We start from the raw sequence: 26,162 nt of genomic DNA, 5'->3' as shown, positions 1-26,162 counted from the left end.
TTACGGACCCCGCCTGCCGCGCTCAGGCCGTGGGGGTGGCCTGCTCTGCCGCCAGGCACAGGTCGGCCCAGGCGCGGGCCTTGTCGGCCGGGTTGCGCAGCAGGTAGGCGGGGTGGTACGTGGCGACCACCGGCACGCCGTTCGCCGACGCCAGCGGCACGGCGCGACCGCGCAGCTTGCCCAGCGGATCGCGGCTTTGCATCAGGCTCTGCGCGGCCAGCGGGCCCATCGCCAGCACGACACACGGCGCCAATGCTGCCGCGTGGGCGTCGAAGGCGGCGTCGATCGGCTGCGGGCTGCCGGGCTGGCCGGCGGCCACGCCGCGGTGCGTGCGCATCAGGTGCACGGGCGTGCGGCCGTCGTGCAGCTTCAGCGCGCGCAGCATGTTGTCGAGCAGGCGGCCGGCGTCACCCGCGAAGGGCTCGCCGTGGCGGCCGTCGGCCTCGGGCGGCATGTCGGCCACGACCAGCCAGCCGCCCTGCACCGGCGCCGTGGCATCGGCCTTGTCGGCGTACAGGCGGCAGGGCGCTTCGACCAGCACGGCGGCGCCTTGCGCCACGGGCGGTGCCGCCACGGGACGCGGTGCCGGCGCGGCCGCGGGGCGGGCGACGGGCGCCGGTGCCGGGCGCGGCGAAGGCGGCGCGTCGTAGGACTGGTCGCGATCGTCGAGCTCCAGCGGCGGGCCTTCGGGCATGTCGGGCATGCCGGAATCAGCGGCCACGGGAGCCTCCGGCTCGGCTTCGACTTCGATCTCGGGCTCCGGCGGCACAGGCCACCAGACTTTCACGCCCATCTCGTCGAGCATGGCGCGCTGGCGCGCGTCCAGGCGCAGGGTGTGGACCGCGGTGTCCGTCATCGCAAAGCTCCCCAGGCGGAGCCTGTTTCGTTGAGGCGCATGCTCATGACGACCGCGTCTTCACGCTTGCCGTCGAACGCCGGGTAGTAGCCCTTGCGCACGCCGACGCTGCGAAAGCCTTGACGCAGGTAGATGTCGAGCGCGCGCCGGTTGCTTTCGCGCACCTCGAGCCAGAGCCACAGCGCGCCCTCGCCGCGCGACCAGCCGGCCAGCGCCTCGAGCATGAGCGGCGCCCAGCCCTGGCGCTGGAAAGCCGGCGCCACGGTGATGTTGAGCAGGTGCACCTCGTCCACGCCCTTCATGGCGACGAAGTAGCCGATGAGCGTTTCGCCCAGGCTGGTGCAGGGCGATTCGACACCCGGCGCCACGCCGGGCGCCAGCAGGCACTGGCAGTGGTAGCCCACGGCCATCGAATCGGTGAAGTTGGCGCGTGTCCAGGGGTGCGTGTAGGCCGTCTGCTCGACCGCGCACACGGCATCGATCCGCTCGACGGTGAGCGGTTCAAGGCGGGCTTCGACGGACTGGAGGACAGCGCTCATGCGGGGCTTGGCGGAACGGCAGCGGCAGCAGCAGCCTTGATGGCGGCGCGTTCCTCGGTGGTTTGCGCCACTTTATCGCGAACATAGAGCGGCCAGGCCTGTGCGGCGGGCACGGTGCGTCCGGCCGCGAGCAGCGCGGGCGCCAGCCGCAGCATGGCGGCGGCCGTGGGCAGCACTTCGTGGCGAGCCGTGGCGGGCGCCAGGCGCGGGCCGTAGGCGGTGAAGGCGTTGCCGGCGAGCGCCCAGCCGGCCGGCACCTCGAGCGCCTCGGGGGCGAGCAGCAGCGGCTCGGGGTCGCCGCCGAACGGGCCGGCGGTGTCGAAGTCGTAGTGCGCGGCGTAGAGCTGGTCCATGCGCGCATCGAGCACGGCCACCACGCGCTGCGCACCGAAGGCATGGCGCGCCTCGTCAGCCACGGCCAGCAGGGTGTCGACCGGCAGCAACGGCACCTTGGCGCCGAAGGCCAGGCCCTGCGCCACCGAGCAGGCGGTGCGCAGGCCGGTGAAGGAGCCCGGGCCGCGCCCGAAGACGATGGCGTCGAGCTCGGCCAGCGCGAGCCCCGCGTCGGCGAGCAGTTGGCGGATCAGCGGCAGCAGCGTGCTCGACGCCTGCGCGCCGCCCACGCCGCTGTGCGCCAGCACGCGGTCGCCGTGGCGCACCGCGACCGACAGGTGCTCGGTGCTCGTGTCGAAGGCCAGCAGCTTGTCAGACATTCGGACGCCCCATTCCCGCCGGGCACGGCGTCGGGCAGACCGGCGCCACGCGCACGGCCGTGGCCTTGCGCACGCCGAACAGGATGCCGCCCGTCACCAGCGCAAGGCCTGCGATCAGGCTCCAGTGCATCGGTTCGCCCAGCCACAGCACCGCGCCGAAGGCTGACAGGCCCGGCACCAGCGCCGTGATCATGGTGGTGCGCACGGGGCCGAAGTGCTGAATCATTTTGGTGAAGGTGATGCCGGAGATCACGACCGAGCCAAGGCCCTGGAAGGCCATCTGGAACGCGACCTCGCCCCACGGCGCGCTGCCGATGTGGCTCACGACCGCGCCCGAGGCCACCAGCAGCGTGTAGACCGGCACGTAGGTCATCAAGGCGAACACGGTGATGGCGATGGTCGCGCGCACGGCATCCAGGCCGTGGCGGCGCGCCACGATGCTGTAGCAGGCCCAGCAGAAGGCGGCGCCCATGAACATCAGGTCGCCCTTCCAGACCTCGCCGCCCTCGAAGGCGTGCAGCAGGCTGCGCCCGCCGACCACGAGGTCGCCCGCGACGATCATCGCCAGGCCGATGGCGCGCGTGGGCGTGATGCGGTCGCGCAGCACCAGTGCAGCCAGCAGCGTGGTCCACAGCGGCAGGCTGCCGGGCATCAGCACGGCGGCATGGCCGGCCGGCGCGAAGAAGAAACCGCTGTACGCGATGAGCGCGTAGGCCACGCCGCCGAAGATGCCGGCCGTGGCCGTCACGCGCAGCGACAGCGGCGACAGGCCGAAGAACGACGACACCGCGCCGCGGTGCTTGGTCGCCAGCCACGCGCCCCAGGGCACGAGCACCAGGCTGGCGCCGCAGACGCGCGCAAAGGCGAGGTCGAAAGGCGTGAGCGAACGCGCGGCGGAGGCGCGCGCGATGAGGATGAAGGCGGTCCAGACCACGACGGTGACCACGGCCGCGCCGATGCCGAGCATGCGGGGAGACAGGAGGGGCGGGGAGGTCTGCGGGGGCGCGGCGGGCATCCCGCCATTATCGAGGGCGGACCTCGGCCGCGCAGGGCCGGGGCGAATCAAGCAGCCTCGTCGGCACGCAGGATCGCCAGGCCGGCCGCGCGCAGCGGCGCCAGCGCCTGCTCGGAGGCCTGCGGTGCCACCAGCAGTTGCGTTGCGTCCGCCAGCGGATTGATCACCCAGGCTGACGCGGCCCCGAGCTTTTCGGACGAGGCCAGCACGATGGTCTCGGCCGCCGCGGCCATGAGCGCGCGCTTGATCTCGGCCTCTTCCGCATCGCCCGTGGTCAGGCCCGCCTCGGCATGCACGCCGGTGACGCCCATGAAATACGTGTCGGCATGGATGCGCGAAATGGCCGCCATGGCCGCCGCGCCGACCGCCACCATCGAATGCCGGAAGAGGCGCCCGCCGATCAGCACCACCTCGATGCCGGCGTGCGCCTGCAGCTCGACCGCCACCGACGGGCTGTGCGTGACCACCGTGGCCTGCAGCGTGGGCGGCAGGTGGCGCGCCAGTTGCACGGCCGTGGTGCCGCCGTCGATGAACACCACCTGCCCCGGCTTCACGAGGCGCGCGGCGGCGCGGCCGATGGCCACTTTTTCGTCGGGCGCGAGCTGCTGGCGCCCGGTGAAGTCGGCCTCGGCCGCCGCGACCGGCAGCGCGCCGCCGTGCACGCGCTGCAGCAGCCCTTCGGCCGCGAGTTCGCGCAGGTCGCGGCGGATGGTGTCTTCGGACAGGGCCAGCTCCTCGCTGAGCGCCTTGGCGACGACCTGGCCGTCGCGCCGCAGGACCGAGAGGATGTGTTGCTTGCGCGGGCGGGTGAGCATGGGCCGATGATAGCTAGTTTGCACGCTATTGCACGAATCATCTTGATATTGCACGAATCCAGTTTTATGCTCGCCGCCATGACCATCCACGACCGCGTCCGGGTGCACGAAGTCACCCTCCTGTCCGACAACTGGTACACGCTGCGCACCACCGCCTTCGACTGGCGGCGCAACGACGGCGAGTGGCAGCGCATGCACCGCGAGACCTACGACCGCGGCAACGGCGCCACGCTGCTGCCCTATCACCTGGGCCAGCGCACGGTGCTGCTCACGCGGCAGTTCCGCTACCCGGCCTTCGTCAACGGCCACGACGACCTGCTGATCGAGGCGGCCGCGGGCCTGCTGGACAACGCCGCGCCCGAGGAGCGCATCCGCGCCGAGGTCGAAGAAGAACTGGGCTACCGGCTCGGCGCGGTGCAGAAGGTGTTCGAGAGCTTCATGAGCCCGGGCTCGGTGACCGAGAAGCTGCACTTCTTCGTCGCGCCCTACGAGGCCTCGATGCGCGTCGGCGCGGGCGGCGGGCTGGCGGAGGAGGGCGAGGACATCGAGGTGCTCGAGCTCGGCATCGACGAGGCGTTGGCCATGGTGGCCGACGGCCGCATCGCCGACGCCAAGACGATCATGCTGCTCTACCACGCGAAGCTGCACGTGTTCGCGCCGGGATAATCGGCGGATGCCTCTTGCCTTCCGCCACGCGCCCCTCGCGCTGACCCTTGCACTGCTGGCCCCGTTCGGCGCCCTCGCCCAGCAAGCCCTTCCGCCCCAGGTCGATGCCGCCCTTGCGCGTGCCAAGGTGTCGCGCGACGCCGTGACCTTGCTCGTGGCCGATGCCGACGCCGGCCGCGCGCCGCGCCTGGCCTGGCGCTCGCAGGTGCCGGTGAACCCAGCCTCGATCATGAAGCTGGTGACCACCTACGCGGCGCTCGACCTGCTCGGCCCGGCCTACAGCTGGAACACGCCGGTCTACGTCGAGGGCTCGGTGGCCAACGGCGTGCTCAACGGCAACCTCTACATCAAGGGCCAGGGCGATCCCAAGCTGGTGCTCGAGCGCGTGTGGCTGCTGCTGCGCCACGTGCAGGGCCTGGGCATCACCACCGTGAGCGGCGACATCGTGATCGACCGCAGCGCCTTCGAGACCACGGTCGAGAACGACCCGGCCGCCTTCGACGGCGAGCCGCTGCGCCCCTACAACGCCTCGCCCGACGCGCTGCTGGTGAACTTCAAGTCGGTGAACATGACCTTCGCGCCCGACCGCACCGGCCAGTTCGCGCGCGTGAGCTACGAGCCCCCGCTGGCCAGCGTGGCGATGCCGCCGACCGTGCCGCTGGCGCCCGGCGAATGCGGCGACTGGCGCGGTGCACTCAAGCCCGACTTCAGCGACGTGAACCGCATCCGCTTCAACGGCGGCTTTCCCACCGGCTGCGGCGAGAAGAGCTGGGCCGTGGCGTACGCCGACCCGCGCACCTACAGCCTGCGCGCCATCGGCGGCATGTGGGCCGAGATGGGCGGCCGCGTCGGCGGCCAGATGCGCGAGGGCCGCGTGCCCGCGGGCCTGAAGCCGGCCTTCGACTTCGAATCGCCGCCGCTCGCGGAAGTGGTGCGCGACATCAACAAGTACAGCAACAACGTGATGGCGCAGCAGCTGTTCCTCACGCTCGGCCTCACGCAGAAGCAGCGCGGCACCTTCGAGGCCTCGCGCAGCGCGATGGGCCAGTGGTGGCGCGACCGCATCGGCACCGGCGAGGCGTCGCCGGTGTTCGAGAACGGCTCGGGCCTGTCGCGCGACGAGCGCATCAGCGCCGCCGCGCTCGGCAAGATGCTGCAGGTGGCATGGCGCTCGCCCGTGATGCCCGAGCTGGTGGCCTCGCTGCCCGCGATGGGCGTGGACGGCACGCTGAAGCGACGCACGCTGCGCTCGGGCGGCGCGGCCCACCTGAAGACCGGCACGCTGCGCGACGCCTCGGGCGTGGCCGGCTACGTGCACGGCGCGAGTGGCCGGCGCTACGTGCTGGTGGCCATTGCCAATGGCGAGAACGCCGGCGCGGCGCGCGCCGCCTTCGACGCGCTGATCGACTGGACCGCGCAGGACCAGTGACTCGGACGGGGCCTGGCCCGTTCCGCTACTGAATAGGTTCTGCTGGCAAACGCGGCTTGCGCGCGGCCATGGCGCTGCCCAGAATAGGACGCTCGTTCGTTTTCGATACAAATCCAGGAGACGCGTCTTGACCTTGCAGCATCCACGGCATTCCCAGCCCTCGACCTTCTCGGCCCGCCGGGTCACCGCCACGGCGACGCTCGCCGGCGCCACGCTGTTGCTCGCCGCCTGCGGCGGGGGCGGCGGCGGTGGGGGCGGCATCGGCATCGGCTTTCCGCCGCCGGGCGGCGGCAGCGACACCGGGCGCGGCTCGGTCGTCACCAGCCCGCCCGAGCAGGGCACCAAGCTCACGGCCGACCAGTTCAAGGCCAGCCTGCAGGCCTCCGACCAGGGCAAGGCGCTGCTGCAGGTCACCGGCGCGCCCAAGTGCGGCGTCGACATGCGCTACCTCGAGTACCGCACCGTCGGCGGCAAGAACGAAGCCACCAACGCCACCGCCGCGATCATGGTGCCCTCGGGTTCCGACGTCGCCTGCAGCGGCGGGCGCCCGGTGGTGCTGTACGCGCACGGCACCACGCCGGCGCGCAACTACAACCTCGCCAAGTGGACCGACACCACCCAGCCGGCCGCCGGCGAAGGCCTGATGGTGGCCGCCATGTTCGCGGCGCAGGGCTACATCGTGGTGGCGCCCAACTACGCGGGCTACGACAAGTCGACGCTGCCCTACCACCCGTACCTCAACGGCGAGCAGCAGGGCAAGGACATGGTCGATGCGCTCACCGCGGCGCGCAAGACCTTCTCGGACATCGGCGCGAACGACGCCGGCTCGCTGTTCATCACCGGCTATTCGCAGGGCGGCTACGTGGCAATGGCCGCGCACCGCGAGATGCAGGCCACCGGCAAGGCGGTGACGGCCTCGGCCCCGCTGGCCGCGCCCTCGGCCATCAGCCTGCTGACCGACTACACCTACCTGGGCTGGCCGGCGCTGGGCTCCACGCTGTTCGTGCCGCTGCTCTCGACCAGCTGGCAGCAGCAGTTCGGCAACGTCTACGCCAGCCCCAGCGACGTCTACGAAGCGCAGTACGCCACCGGCATCGAGACGCTGCTGCCGAGCCTCACGCCGGGCACGCTGTTCTCCAGCGGCAAGCTGCCGCAGCTGGCGCTGTTCCCGGCCGACGGCAAGCCGGGCCCGGTGAGCCCCGAGCTGTCGATCTTCTACGGCGCCAACAACCTCATCAAGCAGAGCTTCCTCACGCAGGCGGCCACCGACATCCAGTCGAACACCTGCCCCGGCAACGCGCTGCCAGCCACGGCCGCGTCGCTGGGTTCGGCCACGCCGCTGGACTGCAAGCCCGCCACGGGCTTCCGCAAGGCGGCCATCGCCAACGACCTGCGCAACTGGGTGCCGACCAAGCCGATGCTGCTGTGCAGCGGCGCGAACGACCCAACGGTGAACTTCCTGAGCACCCGCGCCACGGCCGGCTACTTCCGCGCCAAGGGCATGCCGGCCGCTGCGCTCGCGGTGGTCGACCTGGAAGACCGCGGCGCCACCGACAGCTACTCGGCAGCTCGCGCAGGCTTTGCGCAGGCCAAAGACCTGCTGGCACAGAGCACGCCGGGCAGCGCCGCCGACAAGGCGCGCGCCGTGACTGCGGCCTACCACGGCACGCTGGCGCCGCCGTTCTGCCTGGCGGCAGCGCGCGGGTTCTTCCAGGGTGTGCTGGCGGCCGGGGGCTGAGCCCCGCAGCAGCCGATCAGGCGTTGATCAGGCCGCTGCAGCGCGCTGCAAGCGGTCCTTGACGCCTTCCCACTCGGGCGTGTCGGGCGGCGTCTCGACCCAGATCAGCTTCACGCCCTGCGCGTCGAACTCGCGCAGCACCGCGAACAGCTGCTGCGCGGCGGCGGCCGCGTCGTCGGGCATGCGCCGCAGCAGCACGCGCTGCGAGCGGCTGCGCACATGGCTGCGCGTCCACACGGCGATGTGCGCGGCGTTGGCGCCGAGCACATCGAGGCCGGTCTGGATCGCCTTGGGGTCCATCAGTCGCACCTTGGCGTCGGGCGCGTAGTGCGCCTCCAGCGTGCCCGAGGCGCGCGGGTCGGGCGTGTCGAGCACCTCGCGGTCGCGCAAAGGTTCGCCGACGGCGGCCTCGATCTGCGCGCGCGTGATGAGGCCCGGGCGCAGCAGCACGGGTGCGCCGCGGCTGCAATCGACGATGGTCGATTCGATGCCCACTTCGCAGGCACCGCCATCGATCACCAGCAGCGCGTCGCCGAACTCGTCGTGCACATGCTGCGCCGTGGTCGGGCTGACGCGGCCGAAGCGGTTGGCGCTGGGCCCCGCGAGGCCGGGCACGCCCTGCTCGGCGCAGGCTTCGAGCAGCGCCTGCGCCACCGGGTGCGCGGGGCAGCGCAGGCCGATGGTGTCCTGTCCGCCGGCCGCCGCCGTGCCCACGCCGGGCTGGCGCGTGACGATCAGCGTGAGCGGGCCGGGCCAGAAGGCCTGCACGAGCTTCTGCGCGAAAGGCGGCAGCGGCTGGGCAAAGCGCGACAGCGCCTGCGCGCCCTTGGCGCCTGCCGCCACGTGAACGATCAGCGGATGGTCGGCCGGCCGGCCCTTGGCCGCGAAGATGCCGGCGACGGCGGTGTCGCTGCTGGCGTCGGCGCCCAGGCCGTAGACGGTCTCGGTCGGGAAGGCGACCAGCCCGCCCGCGCGCAGCACGCGCGCGGCCTCGGCGATGGCGTCGGGAGCGTGGCCGTCGAGGATCATGCGAGCGCCGGCAGGCCCAGCAGCAGCGCGGCCTGCGAGGCGTTGGCGCGCACGCTCTCGAGCGTGGCGCCGGTGAGGGTCAGGTGGCCCATCTTGCGGCCGCGGCGCGGCGCCAGCTTGCCGTACAGGTGCAGGTGCGTGCCGGGCACGGCGAGCACTTCGCTCCAGCGCGGCGCGACCGGCTTGATGCCGTCGCCTTCACCGTCGGGAAACCACAGGTCGCCCAGCAGGTTGAGCATGACGGCGGGGCTGTGCTGGCGCGGCGCGGTCAGCGGCAGGCCGGCAAGGGTGCGCACCTGCAGCTCGAACTGCGACACGTCACAGGCTTCCATCGTGTAGTGGCCGCTGTTGTGCGGGCGCGGCGCCATTTCGTTGACGACCAGCGAGCCGTCGGCCAGCGCGAAGAACTCGACGCACAGCACGCCCACGTAGTCGAGGCCGCTGGCGATGCTCTTGGCGGAATTGACCGCGCCCTGCGCCACGGTCTTGGGCATGTTCTGCGGGTGCACCTCGGTCACGGCGAGGATGCCGTCGCGGTGCAGGTTGCGCTGCGGCGGGAAGTGCACGATCTGGCCGTCGCGACCGCGCGCCAGGATCACCGAGCACTCGAACTCGAGCGCCAGCATCTTCTCGAGCACGCAGGGCACGCAGCCCGCGGCCTGCCAGGCCTCGACCAGCTCGGCGCGCGTCTTCACGCGCTGCTGGCCCTTGCCGTCGTAGCCCAGGCGGGCGGTCTTGAGGATGCCGGGCAGCAGCTGCTCGTCGACGGCGGCCAGCTGCTCGGCCGTCTCGATGACGGCATAGGGCGCGCAAGGCACGCCGCAGCGCGTGAAGTGCGCCTTCTCGGCGATGCGGTCCTGCGCGATGGCGATGGCCGACGCGGCGGGCGACACCGGCCGCGCGACCGCCAGGTGCTCCAGCGAGGGCGCGGGCACGTTCTCGAACTCGGTCGTCACCGCGTCGGCCAGGCCGGCAAGGCGGGCGAGGCCGTCGACGTCGGCGTAGTCGGTGTGGATGTGGTGGTGGCTCACGCGGCCGGCGGGGCTGTCGGCATCGGGGTCGAGCACCGCGGTGAAGTAGCCCATGCGCTGGGCCGCGTGCGCGAACATGCGCCCCAGCTGGCCGCCGCCGAGCACGCCGAGTGTGGCGCCCGGGAGGATGGGCAAATCGCCGGCATGGCCCGAATGGCCGGTGACGCCGCTCACAGCGCACCCCCGCCTTGCGGCGAAAACGGTGACACGGGAGACACTGCGCCCGCTTCTGGCGGCGGCAGCACCATCGCCTCGGCCGCGGCCGTCTGGGCCGTGCGGAAGGCGTCGAGCTTCGCGCGCAGCGCGGGGTTGTTCACCGCCAGCATCGCCACCGCGAACAGCGCCGCGTTGGCCGCGCCGGCGGTACCGATGGCAAAGGTGGCCACGGGCACGCCCTTGGGCATCTGCACGATGCTGTAGAGGGAATCGACGCCCTGCAGGTGGCGGCTGGCCACCGGCACGCCGAGCACCGGCACCGTGGTTTTGGAGGCCAGCATGCCCGGCAGGTGGGCCGCGCCGCCCGCCCCGGCGACGATCGCCGTGAGCCCGCGCCCGGCGGCGCTTTCGGCGTACGCGAACAGCGCATCGGGCATCCGGTGGGCCGAGACCACCTTCGCTTCGTGGCTGATTCCGAATTGCTGGAGAATCTCGACCGCGTGGCGCATCGTCTCCCAATCGGAGTTCGAGCCCATCACTACACCGACCTGAATGGTTTCGTTCATGGTTTCAATTTTACGTTTCACCCCCAGCTGTTCCCGATGATCGACATCACTCTCGAAAATTTCCAGTCCGAGCTGATCGAAGGCTCGGTCGCCACGCCGGTGCTGCTGGACATCTGGGCCGAATGGTGCGGGCCCTGCAAACAGCTCGGCCCGGTGCTCGAAAAACTCGAAACCGAATACGCCGGCCGCTTCACGCTGGCCAAGCTCGACGCCGACAAGGTGCCGCAGATTTCGTCGCAGCTGTCCGAAATGTTCGGCGTGCGCAGCATCCCGTTCTGCGTGATGTTCAAGGACGGCCAGCCGGTCGACGGCTTCGTGGGCGCCATTCCGGCCGAGAAGATCCGCGAATTCCTCGACAAGCACGTGCCGGGCGCTGACGAGGCCGAAGCCGCCTCGGAAGAAGCCGCCGCGCAGGAAGCGCTGGCCGAGGGCGACACCCTGGGCGCGCTCGAAAAGCTACAGCACGCGGTGGCCACCGACCCGGCCAACGACGACGCGCGCTTCGACTACATCAAGCTGTTGCTGCAGGAAGGCCGCACCGACGACGCCAAGGTCGCCTTTGCCCCGGTGATCGCCAAGACCACGCTGGTGCGCCGCTTCGACTCGCTGCAGCGCTGGATGGACGCCATCGATTTCGCAGCACCGGTCACAGGCTCCGCGCCGACTTTGGGCGATTTCGACGACAAGATTGCCGTCAGCAAGCGCGACTTCGACGCCCGCTTCGGCCGCGCCCGCCTGCTGATGGCCGCCCAGCGCTGGACCGACGCGATGGACGAGCTGCTCGACATCCTCATGCGCGACAAGAGCTGGAGCGAAGACCTCGCGCGCAAGACCTACATCGCGATCCTCGATGTGATCGAGCCGCCGAAGGTGAAGGTCGCTGACGGGCAGATTCCGCCGGACGATCCGGTCGTGGCCACGTACCGCCGCCGCCTGAGCAGCGTCGTGCTGAGCTGAACGACGCATTGCGCCTTTCAGTGCGCAATTGAACAAAAAAGCGACCTGTGGGTCGCTTTTTTATTGCCGCCGTCGCCTCATATAGATAGCATTGCTACTCAATTTCCGATAAAAGCGCATTGCAATGCTCCAACTCACTGAAGAACTCGAAAAGGCCCGCAAGGCCGGCGGCCTGAGCCAGGAGGCGCTGGCCACGCGCGCCGGACTGTCGCGCATGACGGTGCAGCGCATCGAAAGCGGCCAGATCGATCCGCGCCTGTCGACGCTGCTCGAAATGGCGCGCGTGCTGGGGCTCGAGCTCATGCCCGTGCCCGCCAGCCTGCGCCCACAGCTCGAAGACTTCGTGCGCTCGGGCGGTCGCCTGCTTGGCCAGCCAGCGGGCGTGGGCGCGCCGCCGTCCATCGCGCAGAGCCTGGCTGACGAGGGCCGGTGAGCACGCGCGCCGTCTTCAACACCGGCATCCGCTACCTGCGGATGCACCTGCACCTGCCCGGTGGCGGGCGGCGCGCCATCGGTTACCTCTCGCAGTACGGCGACATCCTGCGCGTGTCCTTCGACGAGGCCTACATTGCCGACCCGGACCGGCCCACGCTGTCGCTGGCCTACCGCGGCGCCGACGAGGCGGCCACGCGGGCCATCCTGGCCTCGGCGCGCGACACCCGCGTGTCGCGCAGCGACGGCCGCTGGCCCAGCTACTTCCAGAACCTGCTGCCCGAGGGCCACAACCGCGAGCGCCTGGCGCAGCAGCGCGGCTGCGCCGCCGACGACGAGTTCGAGCTGCTGGCCGCCGCCGGCCACGACCTGATGGGTGCGCTCGAGGTCGAGCCCGTGCCCACGTCCGAAGGCATTCCGGACACCGTGCGCCACTGGCACACGGCGCTGGGGCTCGACGTGCTCGAACCCGGCTTTGTCGAGATGCCGGTGGAAGACGCCGCCGCCATCCCCGGGGTGGTGACCAAGTTCTCGGCGGTGCAGGACGGGCGGCGCTACGTGGTCAAGCGCCACGGCGCGGCGGGCTCGTTCATCCTCAAGCTGCCGAGCACGCGCCACCCGGACCTGGTCGCCAACGAATACACCGGCTACCGCCTGTGCGGCGCGCTCGGCCTCGACTGCGCGCAGGCCCACGTGATCGACCGCGCCGACGCCGACCTGCCCGAGCAGGTGCCCTTCGCGCAGATTCTTGCGGTGCGCCGCTTCGACCGCACGCCCGAGGGCGGGCGCACTCACATGGAGGAGTTCGCGCAGGTGCTGCAGTACAAGCCGCGCCAGAAGTACGGCCGCGGGCTGACCACCGACTGGCCTGCCATGCTGCGCGTGCTCGACCGCCTGTCGCCGAACCCGGTAGCCGACGTGCGCGAGTGCGTGCGCCGCCTGGTCGCCTTCATCCTGCTGGGCAACAGCGACGCGCACCTGAAGAACTGGGCCCTGCGCTACCCCGACGGCGTGGCGCCGGTGCTCGCGCCGCTGTACGACCCGGTCTGCGTGGCCGCCTTCTTCGAGGACGTGCCGGCGCGCGACTACGGCGTCAACCGCGCCATCGACGCCACGCTGCGCACCTTCGATTGGGCGGCGCTGGAGGCCTTGCTGCGCGCGGCCGGGCTGCTGCGGCCAGCACGCTTGATGGCCATCGCACGCGACACCGTGCGCCAGGCCCAGGCCGAGTGGCCCGCGCTGCTGACGCAGGACGGCACGCCCGCCAGCGTGCGCCGCTGCGTCGAGGCGCGCCTTGCGGGTGGCGTGGCCCTCGCAGCACTCGCGGCCTGAAGAAGCCCGGACGCGCCGACGGGCCTGTCTTCGCACCGGTCACGGCGTCGCATACGATGGCGCCGGTTTTAACTTGTTGCAGATTGAAAAGGAAAATTGGCCATGCGTTCCTTCGCCCGCCGTACCGCGCTCCCCGCCATTGCCTCGGCCGCGCTGCTGCTGACCGCGCTCACCGGTTGCGGCAGCGGCATCAGCCTCGACGAGCCGATCGAAGGGCCGGTGTGGCGCCTGGTGCAACTGGGCGACGAGCCCATCGCGCCGGGCGGCGATGCCCAGCTGCAGTTCGACCGCAACAGCGGACGGGTCAGTGGGTCGGGCGGCTGCAACCGCGTCACGGGGTCGTTCACGCGCGCGGGCGTGTCGCTCAAGCTCGGCCAGATGGCCGCGACGCGCATGGCCTGCGCCGACCCGGTGCGCGGCGCCAACGAGGCGCAGTTCCTGTCGGCGCTGCAGAGCACGGCCAGCTACCGGCTGGCGCCGGGGCGGCTCGCGCTGCTCGATGGCAGCGGCCGCACGGTCGCGCTGCTCAGCAGCGGCAACCGCTAGGAAAAAAACAGATCAGCCGTGGGTGAGGCGGTCCAGCGCCTCACGGTACTTGGCGGCCGTCTTCTCGATGACTTCGGCCGGCAGGCGCGGCGCCGGGGGCGTCTTGTCCCAGGGCTTGCCGTTGATCTTGGTGGCTTCGAGCCAGTCGCGCACGAACTGCTTGTCGTAGCTCGGCGGGTTGGTGCCGGCGGCCAGCGCGGCCTCGTAGCCTTCGACCGGCCAGTAGCGCGAGCTGTCGGGCGTGAGCACTTCGTCCATGAGCACCAGCGTGTCGTTCTCGTCCAGGCCGAACTCGAACTTGGTGTCGGCAATGATCATGCCCTTGGTGAGCGCGATCTGGGCCGCCGCCTCGTAGATGGCGATGCTGATCTCGCGGATCTGCTGGGCCAGCTTGGGGCCGACGATCTCGACCACGCGCTCGTAGCTGATGTTCTCGTCGTGCTCGCCGGCCGCAGCCTTGGCGGCGGGCGTGAAGATCGGGCGCGGCAGCTTGCTCGCGTTGGTCAGGCCCTCGGGCAGCGGCACGCCGCAGACCGCGCGGTTGTCCTGGTATTCCTTCCAGCCGCTGCCGGCCAGGTAGCCGCGCACCACAGCCTCGACCGGGATCGGGCGCAGGCGCTTGACCAGCATCGAGCGGCCCGTGACTTGCGCCACCTCGTCGGGCTGCACCACGCTCTCGGGCGCTTCGCCCGTCAGGTGGTTGGGGCACAGCGCGCCCAGGCGGTCGAACCACCACAGCGCCATCTTGGTGAGGATCTCGCCCTTGCCGGGGATGGGCTCGCCCATGATCACGTCGAAGGCGCTGAGCCGGTCGCTCGCGACCATCAGGATGCGGTCTTCGCCGACGGCGTAGTTGTCGCGCACCTTGCCGCGCGCAAGCAGGGGCAGGCTCTGGATGGAGGAGGTGTGAACGGTGGTCATGGACGATGCTCGGCTGGGAAACGGTGACGGGAAAAGCGGATTGTGCGCGCAGAAAAAAGCCACCGCGAGCGGTGGCCTGCGGCGCGCAGTCTGTCTTCGTTAGATGACTTGCTGCGCCAGGTCGCCCTTGGCGTACTTGGCAGCGACGACCTGCAGCGTGTCGCCCTTGATCTTGGCGCCCTGGCCTTCGCAGCCGAACTCGATGTAGCGCTGCTTGCAGATCAGCTTGGCGGCTTCGCGCGCGGGCTTGAGCCACTCGCGGGCGTCGAACTTCTCGGGGTTCTCGGCCAGGAACTTGCGCACGGCGCCGGTCATCGCCAGGCGGATGTCGGTGTCGATGTTGATCTTGCGCACGCCGTGCTTGATGGCTTCCTGGATTTCCTTGACGGGCACGCCATAGGTTTCCTTCATGTTGCCGCCGTACTGGCGAATGATGGCCAGCAGTTCCTGCGGCACGCTCGACGAGCCGTGCATCACCAGGTGGGTGTTGGGAATGCGGCGGTGGATTTCCTTGATGCGGTCGATCGCCAGGATGTCGCCGGTGGGCTCGCGCGTGAACTTGTAGGCGCCGTGGCTGGTGCCGATGGCAATGGCCAGCGCGTCGATCTGGGTGCGCTTGACGAAGTCGGCGGCCTGCTCGGGGTCGGTCAGCAGCTGCTCGCGCGTCATGGTGTCGTCGGTGCCGTGGCCGTCTTCCTTGTCGCCCTTCATGGTTTCGAGCGAACCGAGGCAGCCGAGCTCGCCTTCGACGGTCACGCCCAGGCGGTGGGCCATGTCCGACACCTTCTTGGTGACGTCCACGTTGTAGTCGTAGCTGGCGATGGTCTTGCCGTCGGCTTCGAGCGAACCGTCCATCATGACCGAGCTGAAGCCCAGTTCGATGGCGCCCTTGCAGACGTCGGGGCTCTGGCCGTGGTCCTGGTGCATCACCAGCGGGATGTTCGGGTACTGCTCGATGGCGGCTTGGATCAGGTGCTTGATGAAGGCTTCACCCGCGTACTTGCGGGCGCCGGCGCTGGCTTGCAGGATGACGGGCGCACCGGTTTCCTTGGCGGCCTCCATGACGGCCTGGACCTGTTCCAGGTTGTTGACGTTGAAGGCCGGAATGCCGTAGCCGTTGGCGGCGGCGTGGTCCAGCAGTTCGCGCATCGAGACGAGTGCCATGGGAAATACCTCGTGGGAATAGAAAAAACGGGAAAAAAGAGAAGGCGGAAAGTCGGGAGAAAACTACCCCGATTCTACCGAGCCCCCTTGTGGGACAGCGCCGACGCCACCCCAGGCGTCACGGGTACTGCCCCGCAGCTCTTTTTCAACTTTCTCAGATCGGCAACTGCGTGGTCGACAGCACCTGCTTGAGCACCACGAAGGTCCGGATCTGACGCACGCCCGGCAGGTACAGCAGCTGCTCGGCGTGCAGGCGGTTGAAGCTGTCGTTGTCGCGGGTGCGCACGAGCATGAAGTAGTCGAACTCGCCCGTGACGACGTGGCACTCGAGGCAGCCCGACACCTTCTGCGCCGCCTTCTCGAAATCGGCGAAGGAGTCGGGCGTGGAGCGGTCGAGCACCACGCCGATCATGACGAGCATGCCGACCTCGAGCGCGTCGGGGTCGAGCAGCGCGACCACGCCCTTGATGAGCCCGCCGGCCTTGAGCCGCTCGACCCGGCGCAGGCAGGCCGGCGCGCTGAGGTTCACCTTGGCGGCCAGCGCCACGTTCGACACCGAGGCGTCGCGCTGCAGGGCGCGCAAGATGGCGCGGTCGGTGCGATCGAGCTCGGTCGGGTCACGCAACTTTGTTGTGCTCATGGCTTCATTTTCGGATGAAAAACTGTCTTCTTGGCCATCCTGCCTTCTTTTGAGCATCGAATCCAGCGAACTTCGCAAGCACATTGCAAACCCTTCTTCCTACGATCGACAGCTTCACCCTCACCTCTCGGAGCTGCGTCGATGAACCTGAAGAAATTCCCCCGCCACGTCCTGACCTTCGGCCCCTCGCCGATCCAGCCGCTGAAGCGCCTGAGCGCCCACCTCGGCGGCAAGGTCGATCTCTACGCCAAGCGCGAGGACTGCAACAGCGGCCTGGCCTTCGGCGGCAACAAGACGCGCAAGCTGGAGTACCTGATTCCCGAGGCGCTCGAAGGCGGCTACGACACGCTGGTGTCGATCGGCGGCATCCAGTCGAACCAGACGCGGCAGGTGGCCGCGGTGGCCGCGCACCTGGGCCTGAAGTGCGTGCTGGTGCAGGAGAACTGGGTCAACTACTCCGACGCGGTGTACGACCGGGTCGGCAACATCGAGATGTCGCGCATCCTCGGCGCCGACGTGCGACTGGACGCGGCCGGCTTCGACATCGGCATCCGCCAGAGTTGGGAACAGGCCATGGCCGACGTGCGCGCGGCCGGCGGCAAGCCCTTCCCGATCCCGGCCGGCTGTTCCGAACACCCGCGCGGCGGCCTGGGCTTCGTGGGCTTTGCCGAGGAAGTGCGCCAGCAGGAGACCGAACTCGGTTTCAAGTTCGACTACATCGTGGTCTGCTCGGTCACGGGCAGCACGCAGGCCGGCATGGTGGTGGGCTTCGCGGCCGACGGCCGCGCCGACCGCGTGATCGGCATCGACGCCTCGGCCAAGCCGCAGCAGACCTATGAGCAAATCTTGCGCATCGCCAGGAACACGGCCGAGCTGGTCGAGCTGGGCCGCGACATCACCGAGAAAGACGTGGTGCTCGACCGCCGCTTCGGCGGGCCCGAATACGGGCTGCCGAACGAAGGCACGCTCGAAGCGATCCGCTTGAGCGCGCGCTTCGAAGGCATGCTGACCGACCCGGTGTACGAGGGCAAGTCGATGCACGGGATGATCGAGAAGGTGCGGCTCGGGGAGTTTCCGGCGGGCTCGAAGGTGCTGTATGCGCACCTGGGCGGTGTGCCGGCGCTGAACGCCTACAGCTTCCTGTTCCGCAACGGCTGAACCCAACCGCGCAATGAAAAAGGCCGGCATGTGCCGGCCTTTGCTTTGCTGCGAGTGAACGAACTCAGCTCGCCCTGCAGATCTTCAGCATGTTGGTGCCGCCGGGCGCACCCATCGGCTCGCCGCAGGTGATCGCGTACACGTCGCCGGTCTGCACGATGCCGCGCTTCTTCAGATGGGCTTCCGCCTGTTCGAGCGCGGTGTCGCGGTCGGTCTGCGAATCCATCAGCAGCGGGCGCACGTTGCGGTACAGCGCCAGCTTGCGCTGCGTGGCCAGGCGCGAGGTCAGCGCGTACATGGGAATGTGCGCGCGGTGGCGGCTCATCCACAGGATGGTCGAGCCCGATTCGGTCAGCGCCACGATGGCCTTGGCGCCCAGGTGGTGCGCCGTGAACAGCGCGCCCATGGCGATCGACTGGTCGATGCGGCTGTAGGTCTTGCCGCTGAAGTCGGCGTCGAGCGTCTGGTCTTCGGCGCCTTCGGCGGCTTCGCAGATGCGGCTCATTTCCTGCACGGTCTCGAGCGGGTAGCGGCCCGAGGCGGTTTCGGCCGAGAGCATCACGGCGTCGGTGCCGTCGAGCACGGCGTTGGCCACGTCGCTCACCTCGGCGCGGGTGGGCACGGGGTTGGTGATCATCGACTCCATCATCTGGGTCGCGGTGATGACCACCTTGTCCATGTCGCGCGCCATGCGGATCATCTTTTTCTGCAGCGCCGGCACGGCGGCGTTGCCGACTTCCACAGCCAGGTCGCCGCGGGCGACCATGATGCCGTCGCTGGCACGCAGGATTTCTTCGAGCTTCGGAATGGCTTCGGCGCGCTCGATCTTGGCGATCATGCCGGGCTTGTGACCGTACTCGGCCGCCGCCACGTTGCACAGCTGGCGCGCCATTTCCATGTCGGTGGCGTTCTTGGGGAAGCTCACGGCCACGTAGTCGGCCTGGAAGCTCATCGCGGTCTTGATGTCTTCCATGTCCTTGGCCGTCAGCGCGGGCGCCGTGAGGCCGCCGCCCTGCTTGTTGATGCCCTTGTTGTTCGACAGCTCGCCGCCGAGCTTGACGGTGGTGTACACCGCGTCGCCCTTGACGCCGTCGACCGTCAGCACGATCAGGCCGTCGTTCAGCAGCAGCTTGTCGCCGGGCTTCACGTCGCGCGGCAGGTCCTTGTAGTCGAGGCCGACGGCATCGATGTCGCCCGGCTCGGTGCGCGAGGCGTCGAGCACGAACTTGGCGCCGGGTTCGAGCCAGATCTTGCCCTGCGCGAACTTGCCGACGCGGATCTTCGGGCCCTGCAGGTCGGCCATGATGGCCACCTCGCGGCCCACCTTGCGGGCCGCTTCGCGCACCATGGCGGCGCGGTTGATGTGGTCTTGCGCCGTGCCGTGGCTGAAGTTCAGCCGCACCACGCTGACCTTGGCCAGGATCATCTGCTCCAGCAGTTCGGGCGTGTTGGACGCCGGGCCGAGGGTGGCGACGATCTTGGTGGCGTGGCGGGGAATGCGGTCCGTGCTCATGAAGGGTGTCTCCGTTTTGTATTCGCTACTGTATACACTTTGTGTGTCGAACGGAAGTCAGTCGCCCCGAGGGATTTCCCCTCCGTCGCCGGACCGCCGCCGAAATCAGCCGGCCGCGCGCTTGGCCAGGATCTCGAAGGCCGGCAGGGTCTTGCCCTCCAGCACCTCGAGAAAGGCGCCGCCGCCGGTCGAGATGTAGCCGACCTGCTTCTCGATGCCGTACTTGGCGATGGCCGCCAGGGTGTCGCCACCGCCGGCAATCGAGAAGGCGCTGCTCTCGGCAATCGCCTGCGCGATGGCCTTGGTGCCGCCTGCGAAGGCGTCGAACTCGAACACACCGACCGGGCCGTTCCAGACGATGGTGCCGGCTTCGCGCAGTTGCGCGGCCAGGATGGCCGATGTCTTGGGGCCGATGTCCAGGATCAGGTCGTCGTCGGCCACGTCGGTGGCGGCCTTGACGGTGGCGGGCGCATCGGCCGCGAAGGTCTTGGCCGTGACCACGTCGACCGGAATCGGCACGTCGGCGCCGCGCGCGCGCATGGCATCGATCACGGCCTTGGCCTGGTCGAGCAGGTCGGGCTCGGCCAGCGACTTGCCGATCGAAAGGCCCGCAGCCAGCATGAAGGTGTTGGCGATGCCGCCGCCGACGATCAGCTGGTCGACGTTGGCCGACAGGCTCTTCAGGATGGTGAGCTTGGTGCTGACCTTCGAGCCTGCCACGATGGCGACCAGCGGGCGCTTGGGCTGGGCCAGCGCCTTGCTGATGGCGTCCATTTCGGCCGCCAGCAGCGGGCCGGCCGCGGCAATCTTGGCGAACTGCGCGATGCCGTAGGTGGTGGCTTCGGCGCGGTGGGCGGTGCCGAAGGCATCGTTCACGTAGATGTCGGTGAGCGCGGCGAGCTTGCGGGCCAGCGCTTCGTCGTTCTTCTTCTCGCCCTTGTTGACGCGGCAGTTCTCGAGCAGCACGACCTGGCCGGGCTTCACGTCGACGCCGTCGACCCAGTTGGCGACCAGCGGTACCTCGCGGCCGAGCAGCTCGCCCAAGCGCTTGGCGACGGGGGCCAGCGAGTCTTCGGGCTTGAATTCGCCTTCGGTCGGGCGGCCCAGGTGCGAGGTGACCATCACGGCCGCGCCGGCGTCGAGCGCCAGCTGGATGCAGGGCACCGAGGCGCGGATGCGCGTGTCTTCGGTGATGTTGCCGGCGTCGTCTTGCGGCACGTTGAGGTCGGCACGGATGAAGACGCGCTGGCCGGCGGCCTTGCCTTGCGCACAGAGGTCGGTGAATCGAATGACGTTCATGGGTCTGAGGATGGTGAAAGACGGAAAGGCGGGACTGCGCGCATTGTAGTTTTCACCCTCCGCCGGCCCTGCGCGCCTGTTGCGGCGCACTGATGGTTTTCAGGCTTTCGGCTGCGCGGTCGCAAACTGCGCGAGGATGCCGACGAAGCTCGCCGCCGCGGGCGACAGCGAACGCCGCGCCGCGCTATACACGCAGACCTCGCGGTGGAAGTCGGGCGATTCGAGCCGCACCATCTGCAGCCCGTGCGCGCGCACCAGCGACGCCGAGTAGGTCGGGCACACGGTCAGCCCCAGACCCGAGGCCACCATGCCGAGCGCGGTCGTCATGTACGACACCTCCTGTGTGCCCGGCCGCAGCATGTACGCGCGCTCCTCGGGCCCCAGCTCGGGCAGCACGCGCTGGCGAAAGTCGCGCGTGGGCGCAATGAAGGTGTAGGGCGCCAGCTCGTGCCAGCGCACCTTGCGGCGCTTGGCAAAGGCGTGGCCGGGCGGGCAGATCAGCCAGTGGCGGTCGCGGAACAGCGTGCGGCGCTCGATGGCGGCGGCGTCCACCGCCACGTCCTGGCCTACGGCCAGCTCGACGTCGCCGGCCGCCACGCCCAGCAGCAGGTGCTCGGGCAGCGTGTCGGCCAGGCGCACGTCCACGTCGGGATAGGCCTCGCGGTAGGCGGCGATCACGCGCGGCATCAGCGTGCAGGCCATGAGCTGCGGCGCTGCAAGCCGCAACAGCCCTTTCTTCTTGTCACGCAGATCGGTCACGCCGGCTACCGCGCTGGTCAGGTCGCCGAGCAGCCGGTGCACCGACGGCAGGAACTCGCGCCCCGCCTCCGACAGCTGCACGCGCCGCGTGTTGCGGTCGAGCAGCTGCACGCCCATCTCGCGCTCGAGCTCGCGCACCAGCACGCTGAGCGCCGACTGCGTGAGGTGCAGCTGCCCCGCGGCGGCGGTGAAGCTGCCGGTTTCGGCCACGGCGGCGAAGGCGCGCAGCTGGCGCAGGGTGAGGTTCATATATATGTTTATTTCATCAATCGATGAATTAATTTCGATTGCATCATAAGACGCGGCATTGCCCAATCGCGGCCTCAACGGAGACACGCATGCCGACGACGACCGCCCCCACGTCCGCGCCCCCCATTCGCGGGCTGCACCATTTCGCCTGGCGCTGCCGCGACAGCGAGGAAACCCGCCACTTCTACGAAGACCTGCTGGGCCTGCCGCTGGCCCACGTCATCAAGAACGACCACGTGCCGAGCACGGGCGAGTACTGCCCCTACGTGCACATCTTTTTCCAGATGCGCGACGGCGCGTACATCGCCTTCTTCGACCTGGGCGACGACACCGCCGCGCTGCCCTCGCCCAACACGCCTTCGTGGGTGAACCACATCGCGCTGCGCGTCGATTCGGGGGACGACCTGCTGGCCGCCAAGGCGCGGCTCGAGGCCGCCGGCATCGAGGTGCTGGGCGTGACCGACCACCACATCATCGAGTCGATCTACTTCTTCGACCCCAACGGCATCCGCGTGGAACTCACCACGCCGACCGTGCCGCAGGCCGAGATGGACGCGCACGCGCGCCATGCCCACGCCGACCTCGACGCGTGGACCGCGCGCAAGGCCGCGCTGCGTGCCGCCGCCGGAGGCACCTCGCATGTCTGAGCTGCAACTTGCCGTCATCGACGTGAAGCCCGGCGCGGCCATGGACAGCCAGTCAGGCCTGCAGCTGCTGCGCCCGCGCATCTACGGCGCCTTCCGCGCGCCGCCGGGCCCGAAAAAGATCGCGGCCATCGTGATGCACCCGACCAGCAACTTCATGGGCCACTACCTCATCGGCCCGCTGGCCGAGCGCGGCATCTGCTGCATGGGCCTGAACTCGCGCTTCGTCGGCAACGACACGGTGCTGCTGATGGAGCGCGCGATTCAAGACCTGGGCGCCGGCGTGCAGTACCTGCGCGCGGCCGGCTACGAGAAGGTGTTCCTGGTCGGCAATTCGGGCGGCGCAGCGCTCGCGGCCTTCTACCAGGCGCAGGCCGAACAGCTCACTGCCACGCACCTGCCCGACGGCGACCCGACCCACCTGCATCAGAGCGACCTGCCACCGGTGGACGGCCTCGCGCTGTGCGCCGCGCACCTGGGCCGCACGCGGCTGATGCGCGACTGGATCGACCCGTCGGTCACCGACGAGCACGACCCGCTGTCGGTCGACCCCGAGCTCGACATGTACGACCCGCGCCACCGCGTTCCCTACGAGGCCGACTTTCTTGCGCGCTTCAGCGCGGCGCAGAAGGCGCGGATGGACCGCATCGAACAGTGGTGCCTCGACCGCCTCGCGTTGCTGCGCAGCACGCCGGGCGCGCCGCGCGACCAGACCTTCGTCGTCTATCGCACGCACGCCGATCCTCGCTGCGTCGACCTCTCGCTCGATGCGAATGCGCGCCTGCCCGGCAGCGTGTGGGGCGATGCGCGGCAGGTGAACTATTCGGCCAACGCGATGGGCCGCACCACCTCGCTGACCGCGTTCCTCTCGCAGTGGTCGTCGCGCTCGCAGGCCGACGGGCCCACCAACCTCGCGCGCACCACGGCGCCGAAGCTGCTGCTGACCTACACCGGCGACCAGTCGACCTTCCCGAGCACGCGCGATGCGTGGATGGCCGCGGGCGGCGCGCGCATCCGCAACGTCGACATCGTCGGCGGCAACCACTACCTGGCGGGCCAGCCCGAGCTGATCCCGCAAGCGGCGGACGCCATCGCCGAATTCGCCCACGCGCTGTGAGCCCCGACACCATGGAAAGCTTTGCATTCGCGCCGGCCTACGAACTGCCGGTCTGGCCTTTCACGCCGCCGCCCGAACTCGGCAGCGCGCAGGTCGTGCGCCACCCGGTCGTGATCGTCGGTGCCGGCCCCTCGGGCCTCACGCTGGCCTGCGACCTCGCGCAACGCGGCGTGCGCGCCGTGCTGCTCGACGAGGACGACACCGTGGGCGTGCGCGGCGCCTCGTCGCGCGGCATCTGCTACGCGCAGAAGAGCCTGGAGATCTTCGAGCGACTGGGCATCTATGAGCGCATCGCGGCCAAGGGCATCACCTGGTCGTTCGGGCGCACCTTCTCGGGCGACGAAGAGGTCTACAACTTCAACCTGCAGGCCACGAGCGTCTCGAAGCAGCCACCCTTCGTGAACCTGCAGCAGTTCTACATCGAGTGGTTCCTGGTCGATCGCATTCTCGAACTCGGCGTGACCGACCTGCGCTGGAAGAGCCGCGTGACGCGCGTCGAGCCGCTGGCCGACGGCGTGCGCATCGACATCGAAACGCCCGCCGGCAGCTACACGATCGAGGCAGACCACCTGATCGATGCGACGGGCGCGAACAGCCCGATCCGCACGCAGCTCGGCGTCGAATCGCACGCCTCGCGCAGCACCGACCGCTGGTGCATCTCCGACGTGCGCTTCGAGAAGCCGCTGCCCACCGAGCGCTGGACCTGGGTCGACGCGCCCTTCAACGAAGGCCGCGGTGTGTGGCAGCACCTGATGGCCGACGGCGTGTGGCGCATCGACTACCAGATGCCCGAAGACTGCGACCCGGCCGAGATCAGCCGCCCCGAGGTGGCCGGTGCGCGGCTGCGCGAACAGCTCGGGCCCGACGTGGCCTTCGAGTTCGTGTGGATCGGCCCCTACGGCTACCGCGACCACCTGCTGGAGCGCTTCCGCCACGGCCGCGTGTGCTTCATCGGCGATGCGGCGCACGTGGTGAGCCCCTTCGGCGCGCGCGGCGGCAACACCGGCATCCAGGACGCGGCCAACCTCGGCTGGAAGCTCGCGCTGGTCGTGCAAGGGCAGGCGGGCGATGCACTGCTCGACAGCTACGACGCCGAGCGCCGCCCGGCCGCGCAGGAGAACCTGACGGTCACGAGCCGCTCCGCGCGTTTTCTTGCGCCGCGCTCGCCGGCCGAGCACACGCTGCGCCGCGCCGTGGTGGCGCTGGCCAAGCGCCACACCTTCGCGCGTGCGCTGGTCAACACGGGCCGCATGTCGGTCGCCAACGACTACCCCGCCGCGCCGCAGTTGCCCGAAGGCGCGCGCACGGTGCAGAACCTGCCGCTGCAGTGGGCCGACGGACGCGAGACCACGCTGATGCAGCTGTTGGCCGAGGGCACGCAGTGCCTGGGCCTGTGGTTCGCACCGACGCGCGCGCAGGCGCAAGCGGCGTGCGATGCCACGGCCGGATTGCCGCTGCGCCTGCTGGCCGTGGGCGGTGAGAGCGGCCTGCCGACCTTGCAGGCCGACGAGACGCTCGCACGCCACCTCGGCATCGACCCCGACGCGGCAGGCGGCTTCGTGCTCGTGCGCCCCGATGCCTACCGCGCCGCGACGCTGTTGCAAGCCACCCCCGACACGATCACCGCCGCCGTGCGCACGGCGCTCGCACTCACCGCTTCGTCCTCATGATCACCGAGCCCCGCATCCCCGACCCCGACGGCTTCTACGCCGCCCTCCTGGCCGCGCACGAAGGCCGCACCGAGGCGCAGAGCGCCGACCTCAACGCCCGCCTCGTGCTGCTGCTGGCCAACCAGTGCGCCGACCAGGCCGTGCTGCTCGCGTGCATCGACGCGGCGGCCGCGGCCGACGAAGACATCCCCACGACCACGACAACATCTCCATGACCGCTCCCGTCTCTTTCGCTTCCGCCTCCGACACCCGGGAGCAAAAGCCCCGGCTGCAGGAACTCGCCCCGGGCGCCTACGGCTACATCAGCGACTTCGATCCCAACTGCGGCTTCGTCGTCGGCGAGGAGCAGGTGGTGCTGATCGACACCCGCCCCACGCCGCGCATGGCGCGCGACTTTCTGGCGGCGATCCGCAGCGTCACCGACAAGCCGATCCGCACCATCGTGCTCACGCACTACCACGCGGTGCGCGTGATGGGCGCGAGTGCCTTCGACGAGGTGCAGGAAATCATCGCCAGCAACGGCACCCTCGACTGGATTCGCACGCGCGGCCAGGCCGACTTCGAATCGGAGGTGGGCCGCTTCCCGCGCCTGTTCGCAGGCGTGGAAGAGATTCCGGGCCTGACCTTCCCGACCACGGTCTTCGAACGCGAGATGACGCTGCCGCTCGGCGGCGGCCGCGAGCTGCAGTTGATGGCGCTGGGCCGCGGCCACTCGGGCGGCGACACCGTGGCCTGGCTGCCCGACTGCGGCGTGCTGTTCTCGGGCGACGTGGTCGAGAACCACTGCGGCGTGTACGCGGGCGACGCCTACATCGGTGACTGGGCCGGCACGCTCGACGCGGTGCGCGCGCTGCAACCGCGCGTGCTGGTGCCCGGGCGCGGCGCGGTGCTGCAGGGCGAAGCGGCTTGCGCCGAAGCGATCGGGCTCACGAAAGACTTTCTCTCGACGCTGCTCGACAGCGTGCGCGCGGGCATCGCCGCGGGCGACACGCTCAAGGGCTGCTTCGCGCGCGCCGAGGCGGCCATGACGCCGCGCTTCGGCGGCTGGCCCGTGTTCCAGCACGTGCTGCCGTTCGACGTGTCGCGCGCGTACGACGAACTGCGCGGCATCGAGCACCCCGTCGTGTGGACCGCCGAGCGCGACCAGGAACTCTGGCAGGTGCTGCGCGGCACCTGAGCCGATCGATCACTGATTTTCAACAAAGCAA

Annotated in this window: 27 protein-coding genes; 13 read left to right on the top strand and 14 right to left on the bottom strand. The window is 69.8% G+C overall.

From position 1 onward, the window contains the following. Positions 1-22: 22 nt before the first annotated feature. The 5 genes from CY658_RS14660 to CY658_RS14640 form a co-directional block, all read right to left on the bottom strand. A complete protein-coding gene (locus CY658_RS14660) occupies positions 23-856 on the bottom strand; it encodes a uracil-DNA glycosylase family protein (RefSeq protein WP_101490899.1) in 834 nt (277 codons plus the stop codon). Then, on the bottom strand, positions 853-1,395 hold the full coding sequence (rimI, locus tag CY658_RS14655) for a ribosomal protein S18-alanine N-acetyltransferase (RefSeq protein ID WP_062483095.1): 543 nt from the start codon (positions 1,393-1,395) through the stop codon (positions 853-855). Before rimI ends, CY658_RS14660 begins: the two co-directional genes overlap by 4 nt. Further along, positions 1,392-2,108, bottom strand: coding sequence for a tRNA (adenosine(37)-N6)-threonylcarbamoyltransferase complex dimerization subunit type 1 TsaB (tsaB, locus tag CY658_RS14650; RefSeq protein WP_101490898.1), 717 nt, complete (start codon positions 2,106-2,108; stop codon positions 1,392-1,394). Before tsaB ends, rimI begins: the two co-directional genes overlap by 4 nt. After that, complete coding sequence (locus CY658_RS14645) at positions 2,101-3,075, bottom strand: DMT family transporter (RefSeq protein WP_257884868.1); 975 nt, start codon at positions 3,073-3,075, stop codon at positions 2,101-2,103. The genes tsaB and CY658_RS14645 overlap by 8 nt, the downstream gene beginning before the upstream one ends. Before the next feature lie 95 nt (positions 3,076-3,170). Next, a complete protein-coding gene (locus CY658_RS14640) occupies positions 3,171-3,938 on the bottom strand; it encodes a DeoR/GlpR family DNA-binding transcription regulator (protein ID WP_101490896.1) in 768 nt (255 codons plus the stop codon). A 78-nt stretch (positions 3,939-4,016) separates the two neighbouring features. Here CY658_RS14640 and CY658_RS14635 point away from each other — a divergent pair, with 78 nt between their 5' ends. From CY658_RS14635 to CY658_RS14625, 3 genes are all read left to right on the top strand, one after another. After that, positions 4,017-4,604, top strand: a complete 588-nt coding sequence (locus CY658_RS14635; RefSeq protein ID WP_101491291.1) for a GDP-mannose pyrophosphatase — start codon at positions 4,017-4,019, stop codon at positions 4,602-4,604. 7 nt (positions 4,605-4,611) lie between these two features. Further along, entirely contained in the window at positions 4,612-6,033 is a 1,422-nt protein-coding gene (dacB, locus tag CY658_RS14630; RefSeq protein WP_101490895.1) for a D-alanyl-D-alanine carboxypeptidase/D-alanyl-D-alanine endopeptidase, read from the top strand. 133 nt (positions 6,034-6,166) lie between these two features. Further along, complete coding sequence (locus CY658_RS14625) at positions 6,167-7,771, top strand: alpha/beta hydrolase family protein (RefSeq protein WP_101491290.1); 1,605 nt, start codon at positions 6,167-6,169, stop codon at positions 7,769-7,771. A gap of 27 nt (positions 7,772-7,798) precedes the next feature. On the opposite strand, the gene CY658_RS14620 is transcribed toward CY658_RS14625, so the two are convergent. The 3 genes from CY658_RS14620 to purE are packed head-to-tail and all read right to left on the bottom strand — an operon-like array spanning position 7,799 to position 10,553. After that, the gene (locus CY658_RS14620; RefSeq protein WP_101490894.1) at positions 7,799-8,800 is read right to left on the bottom strand and encodes an L-threonylcarbamoyladenylate synthase; all 1,002 of its coding nucleotides are present in this window, start codon (positions 8,798-8,800) and stop codon (positions 7,799-7,801) included. Continuing rightward, the gene (locus CY658_RS14615) at positions 8,797-10,005 is read right to left on the bottom strand and encodes a 5-(carboxyamino)imidazole ribonucleotide synthase (RefSeq protein WP_101490893.1); all 1,209 of its coding nucleotides are present in this window, start codon (positions 10,003-10,005) and stop codon (positions 8,797-8,799) included. The genes CY658_RS14620 and CY658_RS14615 overlap by 4 nt, the downstream gene beginning before the upstream one ends. Further along, complete coding sequence (gene purE / locus CY658_RS14610; RefSeq protein ID WP_101490892.1) at positions 10,002-10,553, bottom strand: 5-(carboxyamino)imidazole ribonucleotide mutase; 552 nt, start codon at positions 10,551-10,553, stop codon at positions 10,002-10,004. Before purE ends, CY658_RS14615 begins: the two co-directional genes overlap by 4 nt. Positions 10,554-10,589: 36 nt before the next feature. Here purE and CY658_RS14605 point away from each other — a divergent pair, with 36 nt between their 5' ends. The 4 genes from CY658_RS14605 (at position 10,590) to CY658_RS14590 (ending at position 13,820) form a co-directional block, all read left to right on the top strand. After that, positions 10,590-11,510 carry a tetratricopeptide repeat protein gene (locus CY658_RS14605; RefSeq protein ID WP_101490891.1) on the top strand — a complete coding sequence of 307 codons (921 nt, stop codon included), beginning with the start codon at positions 10,590-10,592 and terminating at the stop codon, positions 11,508-11,510. 124 nt (positions 11,511-11,634) lie between these two features. Beyond that, positions 11,635-11,943 (top strand): helix-turn-helix domain-containing protein, encoded by a 309-nt coding sequence (locus CY658_RS14600; RefSeq protein WP_099793947.1) that lies wholly within the window; start codon positions 11,635-11,637, stop codon positions 11,941-11,943. A gap of 41 nt (positions 11,944-11,984) precedes the next feature. Continuing rightward, the gene (locus CY658_RS14595; RefSeq protein WP_101491289.1) at positions 11,985-13,274 is read left to right on the top strand and encodes a type II toxin-antitoxin system HipA family toxin; all 1,290 of its coding nucleotides are present in this window, start codon (positions 11,985-11,987) and stop codon (positions 13,272-13,274) included. A gap of 102 nt (positions 13,275-13,376) precedes the next feature. Beyond that, on the top strand, positions 13,377-13,820 hold the full coding sequence (locus tag CY658_RS14590) for an META domain-containing protein (protein WP_101490890.1): 444 nt from the start codon (positions 13,377-13,379) through the stop codon (positions 13,818-13,820). 12 nt (positions 13,821-13,832) lie between these two features. Here the strand turns inward: CY658_RS14590 and CY658_RS14585 are convergent, their stop codons facing one another. The 3 genes from CY658_RS14585 to CY658_RS14575 all read right to left on the bottom strand — a co-directional run bounded on the left by CY658_RS14585 (position 13,833) and on the right by CY658_RS14575 (position 16,545). After that, entirely contained in the window at positions 13,833-14,741 is a 909-nt protein-coding gene (locus tag CY658_RS14585; RefSeq protein ID WP_101490889.1) for a phosphoribosylaminoimidazolesuccinocarboxamide synthase, read from the bottom strand. Between the two features lie 99 nt (positions 14,742-14,840). Further along, the gene (gene fba / locus CY658_RS14580) at positions 14,841-15,905 is read right to left on the bottom strand and encodes a class II fructose-bisphosphate aldolase (protein WP_101490888.1); all 1,065 of its coding nucleotides are present in this window, start codon (positions 15,903-15,905) and stop codon (positions 14,841-14,843) included. A gap of 154 nt (positions 15,906-16,059) precedes the next feature. Then, a complete protein-coding gene (locus tag CY658_RS14575) occupies positions 16,060-16,545 on the bottom strand; it encodes an Lrp/AsnC family transcriptional regulator (protein ID WP_101490887.1) in 486 nt (161 codons plus the stop codon). Positions 16,546-16,686: 141 nt separating this feature from the next. On the opposite strand from CY658_RS14575, the gene CY658_RS14570 reads away from it, so the two are divergent. Then, positions 16,687-17,703: a 1-aminocyclopropane-1-carboxylate deaminase gene (locus tag CY658_RS14570; protein ID WP_101490886.1), complete on the top strand. Its 1,017-nt coding sequence runs from the start codon at positions 16,687-16,689 to the stop codon at positions 17,701-17,703. Between the two features lie 64 nt (positions 17,704-17,767). On the opposite strand, the gene pyk is transcribed toward CY658_RS14570, so the two are convergent. From pyk to CY658_RS14555, 3 genes are all read right to left on the bottom strand, one after another. After that, positions 17,768-19,216, bottom strand: coding sequence for a pyruvate kinase (pyk, locus tag CY658_RS14565; protein WP_101490885.1), 1,449 nt, complete (start codon positions 19,214-19,216; stop codon positions 17,768-17,770). 105 nt (positions 19,217-19,321) lie between these two features. Continuing rightward, entirely contained in the window at positions 19,322-20,515 is a 1,194-nt protein-coding gene (locus tag CY658_RS14560; protein ID WP_101490884.1) for a phosphoglycerate kinase, read from the bottom strand. A gap of 99 nt (positions 20,516-20,614) precedes the next feature. Continuing rightward, positions 20,615-21,523, bottom strand: coding sequence for a LysR family transcriptional regulator (locus CY658_RS14555; protein ID WP_101490883.1), 909 nt, complete (start codon positions 21,521-21,523; stop codon positions 20,615-20,617). An 89-nt stretch (positions 21,524-21,612) separates the two neighbouring features. Here CY658_RS14555 and CY658_RS14550 point away from each other — a divergent pair, with 89 nt between their 5' ends. From CY658_RS14550 to CY658_RS14530, 5 genes are read left to right on the top strand one after another with little or no spacing between them, the layout of a single operon-like run. Next, complete coding sequence (locus tag CY658_RS14550) at positions 21,613-22,170, top strand: VOC family protein (RefSeq protein WP_101490882.1); 558 nt, start codon at positions 21,613-21,615, stop codon at positions 22,168-22,170. Beyond that, positions 22,163-23,284 carry an alpha/beta hydrolase family protein gene (locus CY658_RS14545; RefSeq protein ID WP_101490881.1) on the top strand — a complete coding sequence of 374 codons (1,122 nt, stop codon included), beginning with the start codon at positions 22,163-22,165 and terminating at the stop codon, positions 23,282-23,284. The genes CY658_RS14550 and CY658_RS14545 overlap by 8 nt, the downstream gene beginning before the upstream one ends. 11 nt (positions 23,285-23,295) lie before the next feature. After that, the gene (locus CY658_RS14540) at positions 23,296-24,954 is read left to right on the top strand and encodes an FAD-dependent oxidoreductase (RefSeq protein WP_101490880.1); all 1,659 of its coding nucleotides are present in this window, start codon (positions 23,296-23,298) and stop codon (positions 24,952-24,954) included. Next, positions 24,951-25,169, top strand: a complete 219-nt coding sequence (locus CY658_RS14535) for a DUF2783 domain-containing protein (RefSeq protein ID WP_101490879.1) — start codon at positions 24,951-24,953, stop codon at positions 25,167-25,169. The genes CY658_RS14540 and CY658_RS14535 overlap by 4 nt, the downstream gene beginning before the upstream one ends. Beyond that, a complete protein-coding gene (locus tag CY658_RS14530) occupies positions 25,166-26,131 on the top strand; it encodes an MBL fold metallo-hydrolase (protein WP_101490878.1) in 966 nt (321 codons plus the stop codon). Before CY658_RS14535 ends, CY658_RS14530 begins: the two co-directional genes overlap by 4 nt. Positions 26,132-26,162: the final 31 nt, after the last annotated feature.

It is taken from the genome of Variovorax sp. RO1 (genome assembly GCF_002849325.1).
In the GTDB taxonomy this organism is placed as follows: domain Bacteria; phylum Pseudomonadota; class Gammaproteobacteria; order Burkholderiales; family Burkholderiaceae_C; genus Variovorax.
This window is presented reverse-complemented; position numbering and strand designations above follow the sequence as displayed.

What these genes read in the sequence shown, in the direction of transcription:
- CY658_RS14600 (WP_099793947.1), top strand. Translation starts at nt 11,635, where the DNA reads ATGCTCCAACTCACTGAAGAACTCGAAAAGGCCCGCAAGGCCGGCGGC.
- CY658_RS14620 (WP_101490894.1), bottom strand. Translation starts at nt 8,800, where the DNA reads ATGATCCTCGACGGCCACGCTCCCGACGCCATCGCCGAGGCCGCGCGC.
- CY658_RS14590 (WP_101490890.1), top strand. Translation starts at nt 13,377, where the DNA reads ATGCGTTCCTTCGCCCGCCGTACCGCGCTCCCCGCCATTGCCTCGGCC.
- CY658_RS14645 (WP_257884868.1), bottom strand. Translation starts at nt 3,075, where the DNA reads ATGCTCGGCATCGGCGCGGCCGTGGTCACCGTCGTGGTCTGGACCGCC.
- CY658_RS14585 (WP_101490889.1), bottom strand. Translation starts at nt 14,741, where the DNA reads ATGACCACCGTTCACACCTCCTCCATCCAGAGCCTGCCCCTGCTTGCG.
- purE (WP_101490892.1), bottom strand. Translation starts at nt 10,553, where the DNA reads ATGAACGAAACCATTCAGGTCGGTGTAGTGATGGGCTCGAACTCCGAT.
- rimI (WP_062483095.1), bottom strand. Translation starts at nt 1,395, where the DNA reads ATGAGCGCTGTCCTCCAGTCCGTCGAAGCCCGCCTTGAACCGCTCACC.
- CY658_RS14640 (WP_101490896.1), bottom strand. Translation starts at nt 3,938, where the DNA reads ATGCTCACCCGCCCGCGCAAGCAACACATCCTCTCGGTCCTGCGGCGC.
- dacB (WP_101490895.1), top strand. Translation starts at nt 4,612, where the DNA reads ATGCCTCTTGCCTTCCGCCACGCGCCCCTCGCGCTGACCCTTGCACTG.
- CY658_RS14575 (WP_101490887.1), bottom strand. Translation starts at nt 16,545, where the DNA reads ATGAGCACAACAAAGTTGCGTGACCCGACCGAGCTCGATCGCACCGAC.
- CY658_RS14560 (WP_101490884.1), bottom strand. Translation starts at nt 20,515, where the DNA reads ATGAACGTCATTCGATTCACCGACCTCTGTGCGCAAGGCAAGGCCGCC.
- tsaB (WP_101490898.1), bottom strand. Translation starts at nt 2,108, where the DNA reads ATGTCTGACAAGCTGCTGGCCTTCGACACGAGCACCGAGCACCTGTCG.
- pyk (WP_101490885.1), bottom strand. Translation starts at nt 19,216, where the DNA reads ATGAGCACGGACCGCATTCCCCGCCACGCCACCAAGATCGTCGCCACC.
- CY658_RS14595 (WP_101491289.1), top strand. Translation starts at nt 11,985, where the DNA reads ATGCACCTGCACCTGCCCGGTGGCGGGCGGCGCGCCATCGGTTACCTC.
- CY658_RS14530 (WP_101490878.1), top strand. Translation starts at nt 25,166, where the DNA reads ATGACCGCTCCCGTCTCTTTCGCTTCCGCCTCCGACACCCGGGAGCAA.
- CY658_RS14570 (WP_101490886.1), top strand. Translation starts at nt 16,687, where the DNA reads ATGAACCTGAAGAAATTCCCCCGCCACGTCCTGACCTTCGGCCCCTCG.
- CY658_RS14635 (WP_101491291.1), top strand. Translation starts at nt 4,017, where the DNA reads ATGACCATCCACGACCGCGTCCGGGTGCACGAAGTCACCCTCCTGTCC.
- fba (WP_101490888.1), bottom strand. Translation starts at nt 15,905, where the DNA reads ATGGCACTCGTCTCGATGCGCGAACTGCTGGACCACGCCGCCGCCAAC.
- CY658_RS14605 (WP_101490891.1), top strand. Translation starts at nt 10,590, where the DNA reads ATGATCGACATCACTCTCGAAAATTTCCAGTCCGAGCTGATCGAAGGC.
- CY658_RS14540 (WP_101490880.1), top strand. Translation starts at nt 23,296, where the DNA reads ATGGAAAGCTTTGCATTCGCGCCGGCCTACGAACTGCCGGTCTGGCCT.
- CY658_RS14550 (WP_101490882.1), top strand. Translation starts at nt 21,613, where the DNA reads ATGCCGACGACGACCGCCCCCACGTCCGCGCCCCCCATTCGCGGGCTG.
- CY658_RS14535 (WP_101490879.1), top strand. Translation starts at nt 24,951, where the DNA reads ATGATCACCGAGCCCCGCATCCCCGACCCCGACGGCTTCTACGCCGCC.
- CY658_RS14545 (WP_101490881.1), top strand. Translation starts at nt 22,163, where the DNA reads ATGTCTGAGCTGCAACTTGCCGTCATCGACGTGAAGCCCGGCGCGGCC.
- CY658_RS14660 (WP_101490899.1), bottom strand. Translation starts at nt 856, where the DNA reads ATGACGGACACCGCGGTCCACACCCTGCGCCTGGACGCGCGCCAGCGC.
- CY658_RS14555 (WP_101490883.1), bottom strand. Translation starts at nt 21,523, where the DNA reads ATGAACCTCACCCTGCGCCAGCTGCGCGCCTTCGCCGCCGTGGCCGAA.